The organism is Acidobacteriota bacterium, from assembly GCA_035529075.1.
Lineage (GTDB): Bacteria > Zixibacteria > MSB-5A5 > GN15 > FEB-12 > DATKXK01.
This window is the reverse complement of the sequence record DATKXK010000014.1, coordinates 184,013-203,159: the sequence shown is the minus strand read 5'-3', so window position 1 is coordinate 203,159 and position 19,147 is coordinate 184,013. Positions and strand designations below refer to the sequence as shown.

The following is a 19,147-nucleotide window of genomic DNA, read 5'->3' as shown; positions in this document are numbered from 1 at the left end:
GTTCGTTTTTTCAGACCGGGATGGTAACGCAATTCGGTGTTCAAGGCAACAGAAAAGGCGGCCCCCGTTCAAAAAAGGCGACGGGTCGCCCGAGGAGGTTTCTCAGTGCGTGCAGCTCACATTGTAAACATCCGTTCGCCCCTGATGATCTTTTCGAGCATCTTCAACGTCTTCTCGACCGGAGAATGCATAATGTCCGCCGTATTGAACGTCGTCCGTAACACTTCACGCGGTGCCTCAATGTTGGACTTACCGCGACTTCGCGTTTTCTTCTTGTGCTTCAGATTGTACTGGCGCTGATACTCTTTGGCCTTTTCCTTGTGCATTTGGTAGTACCGCCGCTGGTATTCCCGTCGCGCTTCGGCCGTCGAGAGCCTCCCCCCTCCGGTATATCCCTCAGTGCCACGGGCAGTCTCAGTGCTGGTTTTGGCCTCGGCCGACTTCTTGTCCCGAGCCATAAACCACCTCACTTTCCCTGTGCTTTTCAGTTCCTACCCTGGTCTCCGAAATGCGCTACTAGTGGTGGTTCCTCACACCGAGAACAAATGATGGAAATATTTGCCTGTATGTCAAGTGAAATATTCGAAAATCGTAAAAATTCCTCCTCTAAGTCTCAGGGTTCCTATGAGTTAAGATTGCCGTGTTTTTCGCTCTTTTGTAATTTCTTGCGCAACAGCGACTTGCGCCGCAGAAGCTGCACCGCCCCCGGTCCGCTTCACTGTCGCTCATCACGCTTCTGAAACCTCACGCATGCATTTATTATACGTTTCAAAACCGCACCAGCAAAAAAAATATCCGTGCTGATATGGAAACTGCAACATAAAAAAAGACCGCCGGGTTGACGGCCCGGCGGTCTCGTTAGTTGTCAGCGTCGTCGTCATGCGGCAGCTTCGCCTGTACCCTTGCCTTTACCGTAATTGACAAGCTCCCTGATAATATACCACAGAAGAAGGAGCATCATGAGCCAGAAGACCACCTGGTACCAGGCGTTGTAGTTCGGGTTGGCCGAATTAAACGCGTTCTGGATCCAGTTCTGATCGAGAAACTGCACGCGATTGATGAACAGCGAAACACGCGCCATAACGGTAAAGCCGAAGGAAGCTCCGAACCCGATCATAAGGATCCAGATACCGAACGTCGCAAGGCCCCCGAATAATCCCGTGTGGGCCTTCGAGAAGAAGAAGTAAACCAGGGCGGCCAGCGCACCTACGAAGATAATCAGTTGAGAAAGCCCGGAACTGATATCCAGGAGGTTAAAGCCGCCGTGGCCGAAAAAGTGCGCCCAGTCGAAACCGGGGCTGTTGGGGTTCATGACCATGGTGGCGTACAACTGCTTGCTGACCCGATTGGACATCTCGAGCGGGATCGCGATACCGGTGGAGATGCCGATGTACAGACCCATCGGCCAGCGCGAAACCCACGACCACTTCTTGGAGAACCGGGTCCACATGAGCATACCCAGAACGGTCGGGATGAGATACCAGGGTCTCGAGGAGTTGAGCCAGAGCACATACCAGTCGCCGTCGGCCAGCCGCTGAAACAGGTTAGGGACCAGCCCGTTGTGCCAGAGAATAATCACGAAGTAGCCGGCTGACACGCCCACGACCAGGTGCTCGGCAATCTTGTAGAAGGGGTTGTCCTTGTACAGGAAGGAGAAAGTCGCCAGCGTCACGAAGGCCGCGAAGGTCGTCCAGAGGAATGTTCCGAAGTCCATGTCTATTCCCCCCCCGCCAGTCTGCGTTTCCGCTTATCCATGAAGAACCCTATGTTGCCGACAATTATAAACAAGATGATCACCATGTGTGCGTACAACTGAACGCGCATCCCGTCCTTGGCCAACCCGGGATTGTCGGCCAGCTCTTCGTACTGGGCCGCGCCCAGCAGGCCGCCCATGATTCCAAAGACCTGACCCGAACCCAGGAAGGGGTAATACTGGGCCGTCATTACGCCGGTCAGGCCAAGGGCCAGGGGGAAGTTGAACCGGTTCTGCCCGTAAGAGATCCAGTAGTCGGTTATGTTACCGCCGGACACGTCGATCACGCACGCCACGTCGTCATAGTTGAGCACGCCTTGCATCATGGGTATGGAATCCAGCGGCGTGCCGTAGTAGTCGTTCGGGAACGGCAGGCGGAAGTCCTGTCCCATACCCAGGATGACCAGGGCGAAGTAGGGTTTGTAGCCCAGGAACGTGTAGTCGATCCCGTTGACGATTTCCCGGCCCGGGTACTCCACGCCGTTGTACGTTTTGGTGAGGGCCAGAGAGTCGGTGATGTCACGGAGGGCCTGATCCGCCATGCCCGGGCCGTTCTGGGACAGGGAAGTGATTATCACCTTCAGATCCTTGCGCCAGCACTGTTCGACGATCACGTACGTCATGGGGTGCAGTTCGGCCAGGTTGTTGGGGTCGTAATCGATGGCAACCATGACTATTTCACCGGGTGAAAGACTGTCGATGAAGTCGTAGATCCGTTCCACCTCGCTCTCCACCAAAATAGGGACCTGGAAGGGAATCACGTAAGTCACGATACAGACGATGATCAGTAAGAGAAACACCCACCGTCTGTCAAGCCGCATCAGTTTGTCAAAAATATTCATCGCCCGTCTCCTTACCCTCTTCCCATGTAGCCGCGTTCAATGCCCAGAATCACTTTAAGGGCAGTCGAAACAATGCCGAGCCCGACACCGATAACGATGGCTCTCTGGGCGGCAAGATTGGGCACGTTCATGAGCCAATTGGAAGTTTTGGCCGCGTAGTCGCCGAAGATCGGTGTGAGATACGGGTTGAACCTGAGCATGACGATAAGAGCCGCAGCCAGCAGGAGGGACGCCAGCAGGTTGCGCGCCCGGAACGCCCGGTAGGCCGCCGAGGCTATGAAGAAAGCCAGAAGCGAAAACACCGTGGCCATAATGGGCATCATGACGAAGTCAAAGAAAGCGCGGAACATGAAGTTACGAAGGCCCTCAGCCGTGTAGAAGTAGAATTGCCAGGACCGGTCGAAGATCGCAATGACTAAGGAAACGACCAGGAAGAGCCCGGCCAGGCCAAGGAACAGCCCCTTTTGCGATCTCGACACCGTGGCCTGGATGATCATCCCGATAGTCAACAGCACGGTCGCGATAAACACGAAATACCAGCCCCACGACTCTCCGGTTCGGGAGGTAAAACCGAACATGATCATGGAGAAAAGTCCGGCCAGCGTGATGTACGAGTACCCCCAGTTGGGCTGGCGGTTCTTGATCTTGCCGACCGACACCGCGTAGAGCGACCAGATCCCCAGGGCCAGGGCGAAGATGCCGATAATGTATATCCAATCCAGGAGGAACTCGTAGATCCACTCGGACGATTCATGGGGGACGAAGTACTGAAAGATCATGAACAGCCCGAAGACGAACACCAGTATCAAAGGAACTTGTCGTTTCATCTCTGGCCTCCTCTCAATTGGACACGTGGAACAGCGCTGTGAAGGCCGTCCAGTCAAGGTTGGACGCGACCAGCCCGGCAAGGGCCAGGAAAATGACCGCCGCTTTAGCCCAGTCCTGAGCCTTCAGTGAGCCCAGAAGGATCGGCTCGCGCCCGAGGTACGCCGAGGCGGCATACAGCTCTTCACCGATCAGCGTGTAGTCGCAGGCCACGATAAAGAACGGAATCTGCGCGATTTCATCGGTGCCGGCTATCTGAATGGAACCGGCCAGCGCACCCGTCTCGGCCAGGATGAGCGATTCGGCGAAGAACTTGCCCATGTATACATTGGTGGCCGGCAACTGCCGCAGCATGATGCCGTTGACCGCCGCCACGTATGCGAACTGAAGGTTAGTCACGAAGAAAACCGTGTTCTCGTCATAATCATCCGGCCGGCCGGCATCAAGGTACGCGGACTTGACCACCTCCTGCGCCACGGACATCACGATCGGCTCATACGTGGGAACAATCAGCGACGTCTGGTATTCCGCGACACGCTTGGCCACTCTGCCGAGGATAGTGAACGAAGCGATGGTGGCGATGTCGGCCGCCGTGCCGAGGCCGAGCACGTATAGAATCGGACGACCCATCTCCGTCGCCCGGCCGATGGCATCGTCCACCGCCTCAATCCCCGCAAGCGGTCGCACGTACAACTTGGCGCCTCTGCGCGCCCGGCTGACGAAGTACACCGTCAGAATAGCGAATATGATAACGGCCACAAAGACCGGATACCTGCCGGTGTTGAACCACTGCCCGTAACTCTGGACGGGCCCCACAACCTGCGAGAGGCTGCTGACAGCCGGGTCCGTCGTCCACGCCTGGACGCGGTAGTAGTAGTCGGAGAAGTCCGGAAGGAAATCGCCCGAGAACTTGTCCTTGGAACCCGAGTTCTCGAACTGGGTCGCCCCGGGGGCCGCCACGCCGATCGAATCCCAGGTCCCGCCGTTGGGGTACGCGGCATGGGCGGCGGGAAGTTGATCGCTCATGTCCCGGATCTTCTGTTCAGTCGGCCGGATACTGTCGTCGAGCGGCCCTATCCCGGCGGACATGATGCGGATCGTGTCCGTCAGGCCCCGGTCAACGAAATCGCGATTCAGCACGAACGTCGTATCGTCAACCGGCCGGGCCACCTGAAACGGCAGCGAGTCCAGGCTCACCTGGTCCGCCCGCAATTGTCGAAGGGCTTCCCGTGCCTGCGGCAGACCCGCCTCGTACGCTGCCAGGGTCATTCGAATCCCGGCCAACTCCGCGCGCAGTGAGTCCACGCTGTGCATCAGGAAGGGAACCCAGCGGTAGACCGTGTATCCAATCACGGTGCCCGCGCCGGTCGTATCCGCAAGATCATCGACCGACGGTTTCCAGTTCAGGACGATGGCATGGCCGTGATCGTTGTCCTTATCGGAGACCGTCAGGTCGGTCACCGCAGCAGGCAGCAAGGCCGCATCGACGAGAAGGCTATCCACTGTCGCCGCCGGCTCTTGTGCCGCCGCCTGCCCGAGGCATACAATCAGGACCACCGCACCCAAAATCAGTTTATGTTTCATACACATTTTCCTACCAACCCAGGAATGTGTTCAGCTTATTAGTCCCAGCCAATCTCTGAAAAGGAAGGTGATGCGCCCCACCAACAGCGAGATCCGGCCCATCACCGTATAACCAAAGGACGCTCCAAACGTAATCATCAGAATCCAGACACCGACCCGGGACGCCCTTCCGAAAAGGCCGCTGTGCTCCCGCGAGAAATAGAAGTAGATAAGGCCGCAGAAAACGCCCAGGAATATGACCCAGTTGGCCGCTATCATGACGAACTGCCCGGTGGCCGACAGGTCAAGGGTGGAGAAAAAGACACCCACCCCCTGCCATTCTCTTCCGAGCAGCGGCACAAATGTCGAGGAGATCTGCTTTATGAAATCCGTGCGGAGATATCGCGAAAAATTCAGTCCCGCCGTCGTGCCGACGATAAACGCCAGCGGCCAGCGGGAGATCCACCCGCCCTTCGGCGAGAGCCGCATCAGCAGGAGGATACCCAGGATCACCGGGATGAAGAAGAAAAAGTTATACGTGCCGGGCAGGTAGGGCACTTTGAAAAAGCCGGACAGCCCCTCCGATATTCTCGGGATCAGGTTCTGCACGATGGTGGTCCAGAATCCGACGCACATCCAGAAGGCCGCCGATATGCCGACGAAAAGATGCTCGGCGAACTTGTAGAACGGATTGTCCCGGTAGAGGAACGAAAGCACGGCCAGCGTCAGGAAGGCCGAAAACGTTATGAGGAATCCCCGTATGATGTAGTGGTCGGTGTCGGGCTGAAAGCTCAGTGCCTTGACGACCCAACTGATGAGAAACAGCCCCAGGACAACGGCCATGACGATGTACGTGGACCGCCTCATGTCTTCTGCTCCCGGCGACGCGTTCTGAAGAACACAATGTTGCCGATGATTATGAACGACATGATGACCACGTGAGCCAGCGTCTGCGGACCCATCATGCGGAGTCCCGGGGTATCCATATCGGCAAACCGCGGGTGCACCCGCATCAGTTCGGATTCATACTCAGCCGCACCCTTGACCCCGCCCAGAATGCCGATGACCTGCGCGGGGTAATACGGGTATAGCTGGGGAGCCGTAACGGCAGCCACGCCGACTCCGACCGGCACGTTCCCCGGGTCTCCGACGAAGAGCACCCACTCCTTCGGTCCGGGCTGTCCGCCCCCGATGGCGATAACAAGGTCAAGGTCCTTGCACGACCTGACGTCGTCAAACACGGGGATGCTGTCGAGCGGAACACTGTTGACGTCGGTCGGGAACATCTTCCTGAAATCGGTGATGATGACGTTAAGGACGCCTTCGTTGCCGGCTTTGTACCCGACGTTGACGTAATCCACGAGGTTCTGCTTGTCCGGGAAACCCGGCAGAATGGCTTCTTCGAGCAACTGCGTCAACAGCGCCTGACCGGTCGCCCAGAGCGACATGAAAATGACCTTATGCCCCTTCTCCAGACAGTGCCGGCTGATGGCGTTGGCCATCGGTTGCACTTCCGGCGCCATGGCGGGGTCGAAATCGAACGAGATCAGCACGTTGGAACCGGGCGGCAGGTTCTCTATCCGGTCGAACACCGACTTGACAACCTGCGTGGCTTTCTCGGAAAACGTTATCGGGAACAGGATCGGCGCCGCCACGGCCAGAAAGATGAACAGGAAGATTATTCGCCGGTCGACTTCGCGGGCCATCACCGATCTGAACAACAGGGCCAGCATGCCGCCGAATATGATCACAAGTGAGATGACCACGCCGATGTTAGCCACGGTCGTCCCCCAGGTAGGTACGTTCTATTCCGAGGATGAGCCGCAGCGACATCGACACCACGCCGAGGCCGATGCCGATCATAATGGCGCGCTGGCCGGCCAGGTTGGGCGAGTTCATGATCCAGATGGCCAGGTTCGGGATCTGCAGCACCGACAGCGACTCGGGCACCCATGCAGTCACCATCATCCCGAACGGCGTGCGACCCAGCAATATGATAAAGGCCGCCACCAGTAACATCGTCGCCTCGCGGTTCTTCGCCCGGAAGGCGCGGTACGACGCCGAGGCGACGAAGAACGCCAGCAGGGCGTACATAGTCGACTGAAGGGGCGTGATCAAGTAGCGAAACATCTCCTGGAACCAGGAGCCTTCAGCGGTTACGGAAGCGGAAATGTCACCCGGGTTCCCGATCTTGAACAGGCCGATTATCAGCATGAAGCCGAAGCCGACCAGTGTCACGATGGAAAACGGCCAGTCGGTTTTGCGGCGCTGGAGCTTGCTGATGTGAACGCGCATCAGATTGCCGCCGCCGAGAAAGAAGGCAAAGACGGCAATGATGTCAAAAAACAGCGTGAAGTTCTCCCCCAGGGTCTCCATCGGCGGGATGAACACCGACACGATCAGGAGCGTGCCCACAAGAAACGTGATTGCCAGCGGTACGTACCGTTTCATATCCGGGTCACCTGGTAGAGAAGATGTCGTTCAAGGTTCCGACCAGCCAATGCATGGACTGGACGTTCCACGCCAGGTCAATCGTAATGCCGATCACGCCGACAAAGATGGTCACCATCGCTATCGCCTTGCCCACGTCCTGCCCCTTGAGCGAGCCAAGGGCCTTGGGCTCATTGGAAAGATAGGCCGAGGCCGCGAACAGTTCTTCACCGATCAGCGTGAAGTCGCAGGCAGCGATGAAGAAGGGCAACTGCGCCGGGCGGGCGGTGCCGGCAATCTGAATGGCGCCGATGTAGTTGCCCGTCTCGGCCAGAATCAGTGACTCGGCAAAGAAGGCGCCGAGCAGGAACACCGTGGCCGGCTTCTCGCGGACCATGATACCGTCGACCGCCGCCACGTAACCGAACTGTTCGTCGGTAACGTAGCTGACCATGTCGTCGCTGTACTTCTCCGGTCGGCCGGCCGACTGATATGACGCCTTGATCGTTTCTCTCGCCGCCGTCATGACAAGCGATCGCGAAACGGGCATGAATATCTGCGTATCGTAGTCGGCAATGACTCTCGAGACGCGACCGAGAATGGTCAGCCCGGCCAGCGTCTGCACGTCGTTCATATCCAGAATGCCGGGGACAAAAAGAATGGGCCGCCCCATCTCGGTGGCCCTGCCCACGGCGTCGTCAACGGCCTCCAGCCCGGCGATTTTACGCACGAACAGCTTTTTCCCCCGGCGCGCCGTCTCAATGAAAAAGACCACCGAGCCGCCGATAATGAGCGCAATCAAAAACAGGTATTTCTTCTCGTAATTTATCCATTCACGCCCGGGTGAGATCGGGGCCGTCCTGAGGGAGGCGAACTCAGCGTTCGACGTCACGGCCGAAACGTAGTAGACGTAGCTGCTGTCGCGGTGGGCGGACTGATCCAGGAAAAGGTAGGACCGCGGCGGCAGTTCGGCCACAATATCCGGGGCGCCGTCGTTGACGATTCGATAGACGCGGTACCCCTTGACCGTCCCCCCGAGCAACTGGTCGTCGATGGAGGGAACCCATCCAAGATCGATCATCTCGCCGTCGTCATACTTGTGATCGGAGGCAATTACCGACGTAACCGGTTCGGCTATAATGATATCGGTGGAATCATCCAGGGCGGCTTCACCCGGCGGCGCCAGATCAGTTTGCGCGGCGCACGTGCCCGAGAGTGACACGTTGAACAGAATGGTCAGAACAAGAAGAGAGGCGAGAATCCATCCCCGGGTTTTGACCTTGCCGGACGACACTACAGCACCAACCCCAGCCAGTCGGAGAAAAGGAAGTCGATACGGCCGATCAGGAGTGACATACGACTCATGACCGTGTAGCCGAAGGAGGCACCGAAAGTGACCATGATAAAAAATATCCCCACTTTGGCCGTCGCGCCGAACGCCCCTTTGTGCTCCTTTGAAAAGAAGAAGTATACAAGGCCGCTGAACGTCCCGATTGCCACCACGACGTTACCGACGATTGCGTACGGCGAGGCGCTGAAGCCCGGGCCCAGCAGCGGGATCATGGTGTCCCTCACCTGCAGCATGATGTTCGAAGAAAAGTAGTTCATCATCCACAGTCCGGCCGTGGCGCCGACAATAAACGACAGCGGCCAGCGCGAAATCCAGCCGATCTTGGGCACCAGCCTCATCAGCATGAGGATTCCCAGCACGGCGCCCACCCACAACCACGGGTCCTCCCCTTTGCCGATCCAGAACTTGCCGTAGAAGTTGTCCCAGTACAGCGACACCACCCAGTAACCGGCCGAGATGCCGATGAATATCGCCTCACTCAGCTTGTACCAGGCGTTGTCACGATACAGGAAGGAGTAAATCCCGAGTGTCAGGAAGGCGGCGACCCAGAGTCCGAAATGTTCCATGCGTGATTGCTCCGATCTAACCTCGCAGCGCCGATTTCCGGCCGCTCCGGAAGAAGGCCACGTTCCCGATGATAACGAACGCGATGACGATAATGTGCGCCAGCGACTGGGACAGCATGAACTTGGTCGCCTTTGACTGTGTGCTCGTCAGCCGCTCAAACTCCGCTCCGCCGTTCATACCACCTATCAGCCCGACAAGCTGGCCGGAGCGCAGGTAAGGATAAATGGTCGGCGCCTGCACCGCGGTATTGCCCGCACCCATTCTCAAGCCGTAGCGGTCGACGGCCACCTGAACCCATTCCACCGTGCCGGGAAAGCCGGCGGATAAGTTGAACGAGTAATCTATGTTGGAGAAATTCCTTACGTTTCTGACCAGGGGGATGTCGTCGTACGCCTGACCGCGATAGTCGGTCTTGAACATCGACTTGAAGTCAGAACCCATCCGCTGAATAACGAACTCGTTGCCCGCCTGGTATCCCAGGTTGGCGTAATCAATGCCGTATTTGAGATCCTTGCCGGCGATCTCCTCCCGGGCCAGCGCCTTCGCAATGGCCATGTTCGCCTGCTGCGGTCCCTGGGGCCACAGACCCATGACGACCACCTTGATGTCCCTTCTGAAGCACTCCGTCATGAACGATTCCGCCATCGGCTGAAGCTCCGGAGCGGACGCCGGATCATAGTCAAATGATACCAGAACCCGGGATCCCGGTGACAACTCCTGAACCGCCTCGTACACCGCCCGCACTTCATCGGAAACGATGATATCCTGCGACAGCGGCATGAACAGAGGCAGGGCAACGGCTATACCGACGTAAAGGAATACCACCCGGCGTTCCACCAGGCGACCCCTGACGGTCCGGACCAGCATCCACAGCAGGGACAAGCCTATGACGGCCAGCACCACCACGGACAACCAGACCGGGAACTGAAACCCATGCGTCCAGCCCGACACTTTGCCTATGTACATAACCACACAGAAAACAGCGATTAGGGACATGGCGATGATTTCCCTGACCTTCGTGCTCATACGCTAATCCCCCCCCAGGTAGGAGCGCTCAATCCCGAGGATAATGCGCAACGAGGTGGACACCAGACCGAGCGCGATACCGATCATGATGGCGCGCTGGCCGGCCGTCTGCGGGAAATTCATGATCCACGAGGCCAGGTCGGACAACCGCGCCCCCTCCGGCATAAACCACGTAAGGACATTGCCGATCGGCACCCGGCCGAGCATCACGAAAAACGCCGCCAGCAGCAACAGGGTCGCCTCCGCGTTGCGGGCACGAAAAGCCCGGTAGGCGGCCGAGGCAACAAAGAAGGCCAGGATGGCATACATTGTCGCCGACAGCGGGATGTAGATGAAAACATACAGCCAGTCGAAATTCGTCCCCGGTTCGCGGAATCCCTCACCATCGGCAAACCCGATGATAGTGATCAGGGCAAAGGAGAGAATGATCACGAGGGCGTATCCCCAGTCCGGCTTCCGCTTGATAATCTTCTGCCCGGAAATCATCATGAGGTTGAGGGCGCCCAGGACGATCGCGCAGGCTGCGACAATCGAGAACCAGTCGGAGAACCAGCCGTTCATGCGGTTGAACGGATAGTGGGGGATAAAGTACTGGACGACAAACACAACGCCTACAAGGCCGGTTATGAAAAGCGGGATCTCTCTGCGCATAAGATTACTCGATCACTGTAAACAGGCTCGAAAGACTCCAGATACCGAACGTCTCCAAAATAATCCCCGCAATAATGGCAAAAAGAATAACCGCCTTGCCCATATCCTGACCCTTGAGAGAACCGAGAAGTTTCGGCTCCTTGGAAAGGTAGGCCGAGGCGGCGAACAATTCTTCTCCTATAAGGGTGTAGTCGCAGGAGGCCACGAAAAAGGGTAATTGCGATGGCATCGCCGTGCCCGCTATCTGAATGGCCCCGGTGGCATTGCCGGTCTCCGCCAAAATCAGCGACTCCGCGAAAAACGCGCCCATGTAAAAAATGGTGGCGGGCTTCTCCCGAACGACCATGCCGTCGATGGCCGCGGCGTAGCCGAACTGGTCGTCGGTCAAGTAGTGCACCTGGTTCTCCTGGAAGGCTTCCGGACGGCCGGCCTTGGCGTAGGCCTCGCGGACCACCTCTTTGGCCGTGACCAGCACAAGCGAACGGCAAACAGGTACCTCGAGCCAGGTCTCGTACTGCGCGGCCAGCTCGGCGACCCGCCCGAGGATCGTAATCCCGGCAATCGTCTGAACGTTATCCATGTCGTTGATACCGGGAACAAAGAAAATCTTGCGACCCATCTCGGTGGCTCGGCCGACGGCCTCATCTACCGCCTCCATGCCGGCGATCTTGCGTATGAACAGCTCTTTGCCCGATTTGGCCCGTATAATCATGAATATGATCAAGAAACTGAGCAGCATCGTACCCACGAACACGTTGATCCGGCGGAAATCGAACCACTGGGCAGAAGAGCTGACCGGATCGGTGAGGTCTGCCGCGTTCAGCATTGCCAGGAGCGCTTGCTCCGGTGCGCCGGGCCCGGCCACGGGCACCACTTTATAAAAGTAAGTACGGCCGTCGACCGTGTTGCCGTCAATAAGCTCGAAAACACCCTTCGGCACGTCGCCCACCTCAACAAAGAGGCTGTCCGGGGACTCGGAACGATAGACAATGTAGGTCGTAACCGTTCCGGCCTCGTGGTCGTCAGGAGAGTGATCCCATTTGATCAGGGCGGCGCCGCCGCCGTCATCCGGGTTGTCCTCAGCTCGGGCGTTCGTCACCGGCCGGGCGATCTGAAACGCGGTCAGGCTGTCGAGCCGTTCGGCCGACACAAGAGTGTCGCCGGCCGGGGACTCTTCTTCAGCCGTGGCCGGGCCGACGGCGATCAGTATGGGGATAACGAGGACAGAAAAACAGAGAAAAAGCGCCACGCGCATCTTGCGGCTGCCTGAACGGAGTCTTTTATACAATGTCCAATCCTTACGCGTGGGCTAGTCAAGCCATTAACCGGCCACAACCATACATAAAGACGAACCCGAGGCTGAGGCATCAAATGCCAATTGACCGTAACGCGTTTGCCCAGGCCCGCTGCGGCGAAATCCTGATTCTGCACATACTCCAGTTGCAGAGCTTCGAATCTAGGACTCAGGACAGGTCAAGTCAAGCGAAAAAACAGACCGGCCACGTTGCACGCATACTCCCGCAAGGTTCGCACTTCAATCCGGTTCCCGTGTTTAGACCGGCAGGCAAAGCTGCTCACGAACCTTTGCACGCCGTCGGAATTAAACTGCACTATACCTGGTAACCGCTCGACCGCCAGCACGGTACCGCTGACCGGGGCGAAGCGGAATACACCGGTCACCGTGGGCGGAACGTGCTGACGCGGCGCAGAAAGGACATGATCCGGTTACCTCCAGGCAATATGGCAGCCGGAGAGACCGGGGCCTATAAAGAAGCGGCAGCGGCGGGGTCGGGTCGACAGGCGGCGGCAGGCGGGCCGGCAGACGGCGGGAAAATGTGGCTTTACAGCGGGCCGGTGTTGTATTATACTAACCGGCTGTGTGACTGAATCGAGCGCCAGGCGGTCTCGCTCAGCACGCTGCACCACAACAACATACCCAGGAGACTGGCTGAGAGCAGGAAAGCGATGGCAGATTTCGATAACCCGAACGAGATACGAGTTATAGTCGCGACCGACTGCGGCTCGACCACCACCAAGGCAATCCTTATTGAATACATCAACGGTGAGTACCGCCTCATTTCGCGCGGAGAAGCTCCGACGACTGTTGAAGCCCCGTTTGAAGACGTGACGATGGGCGTGCTCAACGCCGTGGCCGAGCTTGAAGAGTTGACGGGTCGAAAGCTGCTCGACGAATCCGACAAGTTTATAAAGCCTTCGGAGGGCAATGTCGGCACGGACATCTATATTTCCACTTCGTCGGCCGGCGGCGGATTGCAGATGATGGTGGCCGGAGTGGTGCGGTCCATGACGGCGGAATCAGCCGAGCGTGCCGCGCTCGGCGCCGGCGCGATCGTGATGGACGTGATCGCGTCCAACGACAAGCGCCTGCCGCACCAGCAGATCGAGCGCATCCGCCTCCTCCGCCCCGACATGATCCTCCTCTCGGGCGGTATCGACGGCGGGACCCGAACCCACGTCGTGGAGATCGCCGAACTCGTGGCCGCGGCCGACCCTCGTCCGCGCCTCGGCTCCGGCTACAAGCTGCCCATTATCTATGCCGGCAACAAGGATGCGATGGAGGACGTCAAAAGCACCCTGGCCGACAAGGTCGATCTGCGCACGGTCGCGAACCTGCGTCCGGTGCTCGAGCGCGAGAACCTGGGTCCTGCCCGCGAGGAAATCCATGAGCTTTTTATGGAGCACGTCATGGCTCAGGCGCCGGGTTACAAAAAGCTTATGGGGTGGACCGACGCCCCCATCATGCCCACTCCGGGGGCGGTCGGGTTGATCATACAGACAATCGCCAAGCAGTATAACATCGAAGCCCTCGGTGTTGACATTGGCGGGGCCACCACCGACATCTTCTCGGTATTTCGCCCCGACGGCTCAACACCCGAGTTCAACCGCACGGTGTCGGCCAACCTGGGCATGTCGTACTCGATTTCCAACGTCTTTGCCGAGGCGACCTTGCCGATGGTGATGCGCTGGGTGCCATTCAAGATGGACGAGCGGGACCTTCGCAACCGCGTAAAGAACAAGATGATCCGCCCGACGACCATTCCCCAGTCGCTGGAAGAACTCGTCTTCGAACAGGCCATTGCCAAAGAAGCTCTTCGCCTGGCCTTAAAGCAGCATCGGTCCTTCGCCACCGTGCTCAAGGGAGTGCAGCAGCAGAGGACCATCGCCGATGCCTTTGAGCAGTCTTCGTCCGGTCAGACAATCGTCAACATGATGACTCTCGACATGCTCATCGGCTCGGGCGGAGTGTTGTCGCACGCGCCGCGCCGGCAGCAGGCGGCCCTGATGATGATCGACGCTTTCATGCCCGAGGGCGTGACGCGCCTGGCCGTGGACTCGATTTTCATGATGCCGCAGCTCGGCGTGCTGACCGAGGTACAGCCAAAGGCGGCCACCGAGGTGTTTGAAAAGGACTGCCTGATCCACCTGGGAACCTGCGTCGCAGCCGCAGGTACGGCCAAAAAACGCGGGCCCGTGATGAAGTACCGGATCGAGCTTCCGGACGGCCCCGTCTCGGGCACTCTGGACTACCTCGAAATGAAGCACTTCCCGCTCGGTCTGGGTGAAGACGGGCTGCCCCTGAAAGTGCGGGCGGTGCTCGAACCGGAGCGCGGTTTTGACCTGGGTGCCGGCAGGGGAGACAAGGTCGAAAGGACGCTGTACGGCGGCGTGGCCGGCGTTATCCTCGACGGCCGCGGCCGGCCGTTTAACCTTTCGGTGCTCGACGAGGAAGAGCGCGTATCATACCTGAAGACGTGGATGAAAGAACTGGATATCTATCCCGATATCGACAAACTCTAAGGCAGAACATGTTGATAGCAGGCAAATCTAGCGGGCGACTTGTTCGCCTGGCGTTCGCCAGCCTGGTGCTCGTGTTGATCGTTTCATCGAGCCCGGCCGCCGAAGTGTTCATCAGTTTCAACGGCAAGTTCCACTTCACCTATCCGGATACGTGGATCCGTGCCGATTACCGCACCGTCGACTACTACCTGCAGAGGGGAGGCACCGACCCGTTGACATTTCAGTACGACGTGGTTCTCTCCCCCCATGAAGGAGCACGGTTTGCGGATGACGTGTATCTTATCCTGACGGTAGACACTGTGGGACAACTGAGCGAGAGCCAAATCGATTCGGTCCTGTCGAATCTGGGCGACATGTTCGGCGAAGAGGTCGCCTACTATCCGGTGGGGAACTTCATGACCAACATGAAGTCGAACGCGCCGCTGTACGATGCTCAGACGCATACGGCGGCGATCGTCACCGACATCCTTGAGGACGGCGAGGTCTTCAAGAAGAACCTCCTGATGCTCAAGTTCTATGAGCACGGGATCGCCAACTTCTACTTCTATTCGCCGGATTCGCTCTTCGAGGAGAGCAAACAGCTTTTCGCCGATATCGTGACATCGTTCTCAACCGAGGAGATCGAGGCCTCCGTGCCCGTGGAAGAGGTAAAGGTGGCGGACCTCGAGTCCCGGCAGGGAAAGAAGTCAAGGGGTTTCGTTCCCATCGGGATCGCCGTGCTGGTGGTTATAGCCGCCGTGGTAATCCTGAGTCGCAGGCGCCGCAAACGGTAAGGTAAGTAAACAATGAGAGAAAGGGACGCCGATGGCCCACGCCTATACTCCCGGCCTTAAAGTTACTGAGCGCATCATTGTCCGGAAGCACCGCATCCTTCCACTCAAGGGCGAGGTGATGGTGAAGGTCGGGGACAAAGTGAAGCCGGATGACGTCGTGGCCCGGACGCTGCTTCCGGGAAACGTCGTGCCGATCAACGTCGCCAACAAGCTGGGCTTGCCGCCCGAGGACATCGAGATGGTGATGCTCAAGAAGGTCGGCGACCGGATCACGGAGAACGAGCCTATCGCGCTGTCCCGAACGCTGTTTATATTCAAGAATTACTGTTACGCGACGATTGACGGCGCTATCGAATCCATCTCGCACGTGACCGGCCAGATCCTGCAAAGGGGCGAACCGGCGCCGGTGGAAGTCAGGGCCTATCTGCGGGGGGAGGTTACGGAAGTACTGCCCAACGAGGGGGTGGTCGTGAGTTGCCAGGCCTCATTCGTGCAGGGCATCTTTGGCATAGGCGGCGAAACGTTCGGGAACATCCGGGTGGCGACACCCGACAACGCCACCGTCCTGTCGGACGACCTTATCAGCAGTGATCTGGCCGGCAAGGTGGTCGTGGGGGGATCGCTCGTCACGGCCTCGGCCCTCAAGAAGGCGATCAGTGCCGGCGTCCGCGGCATCGTGGTGGGCGGGTTTGACGACAAGGACCTCCGCGACTTTCTGGGCTATGACATCGGAGTGGCCATCACCGGCTCGGAGGATATCAACATCACTCTCGTCGTAACGGAAGGATTCGGACAGATCAATATGGCTCAGAAGACGTTCGATCTGCTCAAGCGGCACGAGGGTGAAATGGCCTGCATCAACGGCGCCACGCAGATCCGAGCAGGGGTGATTCGTCCGGAGGTGGTGGTCCCCGTCGTGTCTGAAAGCAGCGAGCAGGTGGCAAGGACGGCAACCATGGGCGGCCTGACCGTCGGCTCACCGGTCCGGGTCATCCGTCATCCGCATTTCGGACGCCTTGGCAAGGTCACCGATCTGCCCGCTCCCCTGCAGGAACTGGAATCGGGGTCCAGGGCACGTGTCCTGGAGGTAGAGTTTGATGAAGGCACCCGCGCCGTCGTGCCACGAGCGAACGTGGAGATGATTGAAGACTAGTACCGGCCGCAGCGCCCATGAATAGAGAGGCCTCCCGCCGACGGCGGGAGGCTTTTTCATTTTTACCTGGCGAGTATGGGTCAGGGCCGCGACAGCTTTTACGGAGTCGTGGGCGGCTCCTCAGCGGGAGCGGTTGCAGTCGTGTCGACGTCAGCAGCCCCGGGCATTGCCGAGTCCATGCGAGTGGTGTCCGCCATCTCTTCGGGCTGTCCCGCGGCACCCGTTTGTTCCGGAGACTCCTCCTGCGACGAACAGCCGCCGATGATCGCTATGGCCAGAAGAAGGCAGACAAAAACCACGAACAGTCTTTTCATATCTTCCTCCCTGAGATTTGAAGGTTCGCGTACGAAAAACGGTCCATATATGGACCGCCGTGAACCGCAAGTCAAGTTTTATGTTGAAAGTGCCGCCGATTGTTCGTAGCTACGAGTGATTTCGGTTGGCAACCCGGCGAAATACGGCAGGCCCGCCCGGTACGCTCTTTTTCCCGGGGATAAAACGACGGCGAAACATGTATAAGAGGTAGACGTAGCTCGATTATGGTCAGAATTATTCTACTCGGGTTGTTCTCGGGGTCGGTCTGGCAGATCGTCGGCCAGACTTCGGCGTTCGGGATTTTCATTCTGCTCGTCCTGGTGGTCATGTCGCTGGTCTCCTGGGCCATCATCTTTCAGAAGTGGCGCCTGTTTCGCGTCGTCGATCAATCCAGCAGCGGCTTTGCCCAGCAGTTTCAACGGTCCCGCAGAATCGCCGACATAGCCGGTCAGGCCAAGGTATACCGGCTCTCACCGCTGTCGAACATCTATCTGGCCGGTCAGAACGAGATCAGCCAACTCAGGGAGAGGCGGAACGAGGCGGGCGGCCTGAGAGAGAAAACCGTACCGCTCAACCACGACGATTTCGAAATAGTCGAGATGACCATGGAGCGCAGCCTTACCGAGGAGTTGTCCAGGCTGGAGCGGCGGGTGATATTCCTTGCCACTACCGGCAGTTCGGCGCCGTTCATGGGGCTCCTGGGCACGGTGGTCGGCATCATGGACTCATTCTGGTCGGTGGGAGAGCGCGGGTCGGCCTCGCTGGCGGTGGTGGCACCCGGGATTGCCGAGGCCCTGCTGGCGACAATCGTCGGGCTGGGAGCGGCCATACCGGCCGTAATCGGCTACAACTGGGCTAACAACAAGGTCAAGCAGCTGAACGACCGCTCCTTTGCCTTCATTCTCGATTTCATCGCCCGGGCCAAGAAGGAAGAGCGCTGATGCGTCACCGCCGTCGCACATACCGCGCCGTTGCCGATATCAACATTGCAAACCTGGTCGACGTCGTGCTGGTCCTGCTGATCATATTCATGATTTCCGCCCCTCTCCTGCAATCCGGTATCGAGATCGAACTGCCCAAAACCCGCGCCGCCGCGCTCGATAAAGAGGCATCCGGTGTTGTCGTGACCATTGATGCCAGGGGGGGAGTCTACGTCAACGACGTCTGGACGCGGCTGGAGAACTTCGAGCAGGCGCTTGACCGCGAACTCCGCGCCAAAAACACGGCCTCCGTCTACCTGCGGGGGGATTCAACCATCGCCTACGGTACCGCGATCAACGTGATCGGCCGTATCAAGGAAATGGGCATCGAATCGATCGGCCTGGTCACGGCCCACGAAGAAGGGCAGCCCAGGCGGTAGCGGGAAGGAGTTCCGTATGAAGCAGGGCGTAGTCTTCTCGATAGGACTTCACCTGCTCGTGGTGACGGTCACGGTCATTGTTTCGCCCCTGAATGTCAGGCACCAGATGCAAGGGGAAGTGATTACCGTCTCCCTGACCTCTGCTCCTTTCATGCCGGCCGCCGAACCGGTCGAATTACCGCCGGTGGAAATCCCCCGAGCACTGGAACCGGAGCCCGTCGAAGTGCCGATAAACGAGCCGACTACCGCACCCGCGGCGGAGATTACCGAACCCGAAGACGAGCCGCAGGCGGAGGAGGAACGCGAGGAAAAGCCTTACCAGCCACAGGCGGAGCAGGGCGCGACCCGACAGCCGGGCAGCGACTCGGGTTCCGCGGAGGTCAGCGCCAGTGGCGGGACGCCCTTTGCCGGCGCTACTATCGACAACGCTTCATTTGACTACCCGTACTGGTTTACCCAGGCATTTTACAAGATTCAGTCCAACTGGCGAAATCCCATAGCGGCGGACTACAGCATAGTATGCGACGTGTACTTCCAGGTTCTTAAATCCGGTCGGGTCATCGAACTGCGGGTCGAGGAACCATCAGGCATACGGGCCTACGATGAGGCCTGTGTGCGGGCCGTCGAGCGCGCCGCCCCTTTCCCTCCCCTGCCCCAGAGTTTCCCCGATGAGATCATCGGTATAACCCTGCCGTTCAAGTATGAGCCGTGAAGGAGCC

Annotated in this window: 20 protein-coding genes; 6 read left to right on the top strand and 14 right to left on the bottom strand. The window is 58.5% G+C overall.

The window, feature by feature from the left end; translation table 11 throughout:
- Positions 1 to 116 precede the first annotated feature (116 nt).
- From VMY05_08485 to VMY05_08425, 13 genes are all read right to left on the bottom strand, one after another.
- Positions 117 to 458 carry a hypothetical protein gene (locus VMY05_08485; protein ID HUV31107.1) on the bottom strand — a complete coding sequence of 114 codons (342 nt, stop codon included), beginning with the start codon at positions 456 to 458 and terminating at the stop codon, positions 117 to 119.
- Between the two features lie 419 nt (positions 459 to 877).
- Positions 878 to 1,714, bottom strand: coding sequence for a hypothetical protein (locus tag VMY05_08480; protein ID HUV31106.1), 837 nt, complete (start codon positions 1,712 to 1,714; stop codon positions 878 to 880).
- A gap of 2 nt (positions 1,715 to 1,716) precedes the next feature.
- Positions 1,717 to 2,595 (bottom strand): hypothetical protein, encoded by an 879-nt coding sequence (locus VMY05_08475; protein HUV31105.1) that lies wholly within the window; start codon positions 2,593 to 2,595, stop codon positions 1,717 to 1,719.
- Positions 2,596 to 2,606: 11 nt separating this feature from the next.
- The gene (locus VMY05_08470; protein HUV31104.1) at positions 2,607 to 3,422 is read right to left on the bottom strand and encodes a hypothetical protein; all 816 of its coding nucleotides are present in this window, start codon (positions 3,420 to 3,422) and stop codon (positions 2,607 to 2,609) included.
- Between the two features lie 13 nt (positions 3,423 to 3,435).
- Positions 3,436 to 5,004: a DUF6754 domain-containing protein gene (locus VMY05_08465; protein ID HUV31103.1), complete on the bottom strand. Its 1,569-nt coding sequence runs from the start codon at positions 5,002 to 5,004 to the stop codon at positions 3,436 to 3,438.
- Between the two features lie 30 nt (positions 5,005 to 5,034).
- Entirely contained in the window at positions 5,035 to 5,850 is an 816-nt protein-coding gene (locus tag VMY05_08460) for a hypothetical protein (GenBank protein ID HUV31102.1), read from the bottom strand.
- Positions 5,847 to 6,764, bottom strand: coding sequence for a hypothetical protein (locus VMY05_08455; protein HUV31101.1), 918 nt, complete (start codon positions 6,762 to 6,764; stop codon positions 5,847 to 5,849). The genes VMY05_08460 and VMY05_08455 overlap by 4 nt, the downstream gene beginning before the upstream one ends.
- Positions 6,757 to 7,434, bottom strand: a complete 678-nt coding sequence (locus tag VMY05_08450) for a hypothetical protein (protein HUV31100.1) — start codon at positions 7,432 to 7,434, stop codon at positions 6,757 to 6,759. The genes VMY05_08455 and VMY05_08450 overlap by 8 nt, the downstream gene beginning before the upstream one ends.
- Positions 7,435 to 7,441: 7 nt before the next feature.
- On the bottom strand, positions 7,442 to 8,707 hold the full coding sequence (locus VMY05_08445; GenBank protein HUV31099.1) for a DUF6754 domain-containing protein: 1,266 nt from the start codon (positions 8,705 to 8,707) through the stop codon (positions 7,442 to 7,444).
- Complete coding sequence (locus VMY05_08440) at positions 8,707 to 9,330, bottom strand: hypothetical protein (GenBank protein ID HUV31098.1); 624 nt, start codon at positions 9,328 to 9,330, stop codon at positions 8,707 to 8,709. Before VMY05_08440 ends, VMY05_08445 begins: the two co-directional genes overlap by 1 nt.
- 16 nt (positions 9,331 to 9,346) lie before the next feature.
- Entirely contained in the window at positions 9,347 to 10,357 is a 1,011-nt protein-coding gene (locus VMY05_08435; GenBank protein HUV31097.1) for a hypothetical protein, read from the bottom strand.
- 3 nt (positions 10,358 to 10,360) lie between these two features.
- Positions 10,361 to 11,008 carry a hypothetical protein gene (locus tag VMY05_08430; GenBank protein HUV31096.1) on the bottom strand — a complete coding sequence of 216 codons (648 nt, stop codon included), beginning with the start codon at positions 11,006 to 11,008 and terminating at the stop codon, positions 10,361 to 10,363.
- A gap of 4 nt (positions 11,009 to 11,012) precedes the next feature.
- Entirely contained in the window at positions 11,013 to 12,296 is a 1,284-nt protein-coding gene (locus tag VMY05_08425; protein ID HUV31095.1) for a fibronectin type III domain-containing protein, read from the bottom strand.
- 677 nt (positions 12,297 to 12,973) lie between these two features.
- On the opposite strand from VMY05_08425, the gene VMY05_08420 reads away from it, so the two are divergent.
- From VMY05_08420 to VMY05_08410, 3 genes are read left to right on the top strand one after another with little or no spacing between them, the layout of a single operon-like run.
- Positions 12,974 to 14,827 carry a glutamate mutase L gene (locus VMY05_08420; protein HUV31094.1) on the top strand — a complete coding sequence of 618 codons (1,854 nt, stop codon included), beginning with the start codon at positions 12,974 to 12,976 and terminating at the stop codon, positions 14,825 to 14,827.
- A gap of 11 nt (positions 14,828 to 14,838) precedes the next feature.
- Positions 14,839 to 15,600, top strand: coding sequence for a hypothetical protein (locus VMY05_08415; protein HUV31093.1), 762 nt, complete (start codon positions 14,839 to 14,841; stop codon positions 15,598 to 15,600).
- 31 nt (positions 15,601 to 15,631) lie between these two features.
- Positions 15,632 to 16,753 (top strand): hypothetical protein, encoded by a 1,122-nt coding sequence (locus VMY05_08410; GenBank protein ID HUV31092.1) that lies wholly within the window; start codon positions 15,632 to 15,634, stop codon positions 16,751 to 16,753.
- A gap of 98 nt (positions 16,754 to 16,851) precedes the next feature.
- Here the strand turns inward: VMY05_08410 and VMY05_08405 are convergent, their stop codons facing one another.
- Entirely contained in the window at positions 16,852 to 17,067 is a 216-nt protein-coding gene (locus VMY05_08405) for a hypothetical protein (protein ID HUV31091.1), read from the bottom strand.
- Positions 17,068 to 17,292: 225 nt separating this feature from the next.
- Here VMY05_08405 and VMY05_08400 point away from each other — a divergent pair, with 225 nt between their 5' ends.
- The 3 genes from VMY05_08400 to VMY05_08390 are packed head-to-tail and all read left to right on the top strand — an operon-like array spanning position 17,293 to position 19,140.
- The gene (locus VMY05_08400; GenBank protein HUV31090.1) at positions 17,293 to 18,009 is read left to right on the top strand and encodes a MotA/TolQ/ExbB proton channel family protein; all 717 of its coding nucleotides are present in this window, start codon (positions 17,293 to 17,295) and stop codon (positions 18,007 to 18,009) included.
- On the top strand, positions 18,009 to 18,428 hold the full coding sequence (locus tag VMY05_08395) for a biopolymer transporter ExbD (protein HUV31089.1): 420 nt from the start codon (positions 18,009 to 18,011) through the stop codon (positions 18,426 to 18,428). The genes VMY05_08400 and VMY05_08395 overlap by 1 nt, the downstream gene beginning before the upstream one ends.
- Before the next feature lie 16 nt (positions 18,429 to 18,444).
- Positions 18,445 to 19,140, top strand: a complete 696-nt coding sequence (locus VMY05_08390; GenBank protein ID HUV31088.1) for a TonB family protein — start codon at positions 18,445 to 18,447, stop codon at positions 19,138 to 19,140.
- Positions 19,141 to 19,147: the final 7 nt, after the last annotated feature.

Bases quoted from the DNA above. Each gene is read 5' to 3' on its own strand.
- VMY05_08485 (HUV31107.1), bottom strand. From the start codon at position 458: ATGGCTCGGGACAAGAAGTCGGCCGAGGCCAAAACCAGCACTGAGACT.
- VMY05_08480 (HUV31106.1), bottom strand. From the start codon at position 1,714: ATGGACTTCGGAACATTCCTCTGGACGACCTTCGCGGCCTTCGTGACG.
- VMY05_08475 (HUV31105.1), bottom strand. From the start codon at position 2,595: ATGAATATTTTTGACAAACTGATGCGGCTTGACAGACGGTGGGTGTTT.
- VMY05_08470 (HUV31104.1), bottom strand. From the start codon at position 3,422: ATGAAACGACAAGTTCCTTTGATACTGGTGTTCGTCTTCGGGCTGTTC.
- VMY05_08465 (HUV31103.1), bottom strand. From the start codon at position 5,004: ATGAAACATAAACTGATTTTGGGTGCGGTGGTCCTGATTGTATGCCTC.
- VMY05_08460 (HUV31102.1), bottom strand. From the start codon at position 5,850: ATGAGGCGGTCCACGTACATCGTCATGGCCGTTGTCCTGGGGCTGTTT.
- VMY05_08450 (HUV31100.1), bottom strand. From the start codon at position 7,434: ATGAAACGGTACGTACCGCTGGCAATCACGTTTCTTGTGGGCACGCTC.
- VMY05_08440 (HUV31098.1), bottom strand. From the start codon at position 9,330: ATGGAACATTTCGGACTCTGGGTCGCCGCCTTCCTGACACTCGGGATT.
- VMY05_08435 (HUV31097.1), bottom strand. From the start codon at position 10,357: ATGAGCACGAAGGTCAGGGAAATCATCGCCATGTCCCTAATCGCTGTT.
- VMY05_08430 (HUV31096.1), bottom strand. From the start codon at position 11,008: ATGCGCAGAGAGATCCCGCTTTTCATAACCGGCCTTGTAGGCGTTGTG.
- VMY05_08420 (HUV31094.1), top strand. From the start codon at position 12,974: ATGGCAGATTTCGATAACCCGAACGAGATACGAGTTATAGTCGCGACC.
- VMY05_08410 (HUV31092.1), top strand. From the start codon at position 15,632: ATGGCCCACGCCTATACTCCCGGCCTTAAAGTTACTGAGCGCATCATT.
- VMY05_08405 (HUV31091.1), bottom strand. From the start codon at position 17,067: ATGAAAAGACTGTTCGTGGTTTTTGTCTGCCTTCTTCTGGCCATAGCG.
- VMY05_08400 (HUV31090.1), top strand. From the start codon at position 17,293: ATGGTCAGAATTATTCTACTCGGGTTGTTCTCGGGGTCGGTCTGGCAG.
- VMY05_08395 (HUV31089.1), top strand. From the start codon at position 18,009: ATGCGTCACCGCCGTCGCACATACCGCGCCGTTGCCGATATCAACATT.
- VMY05_08390 (HUV31088.1), top strand. From the start codon at position 18,445: ATGAAGCAGGGCGTAGTCTTCTCGATAGGACTTCACCTGCTCGTGGTG.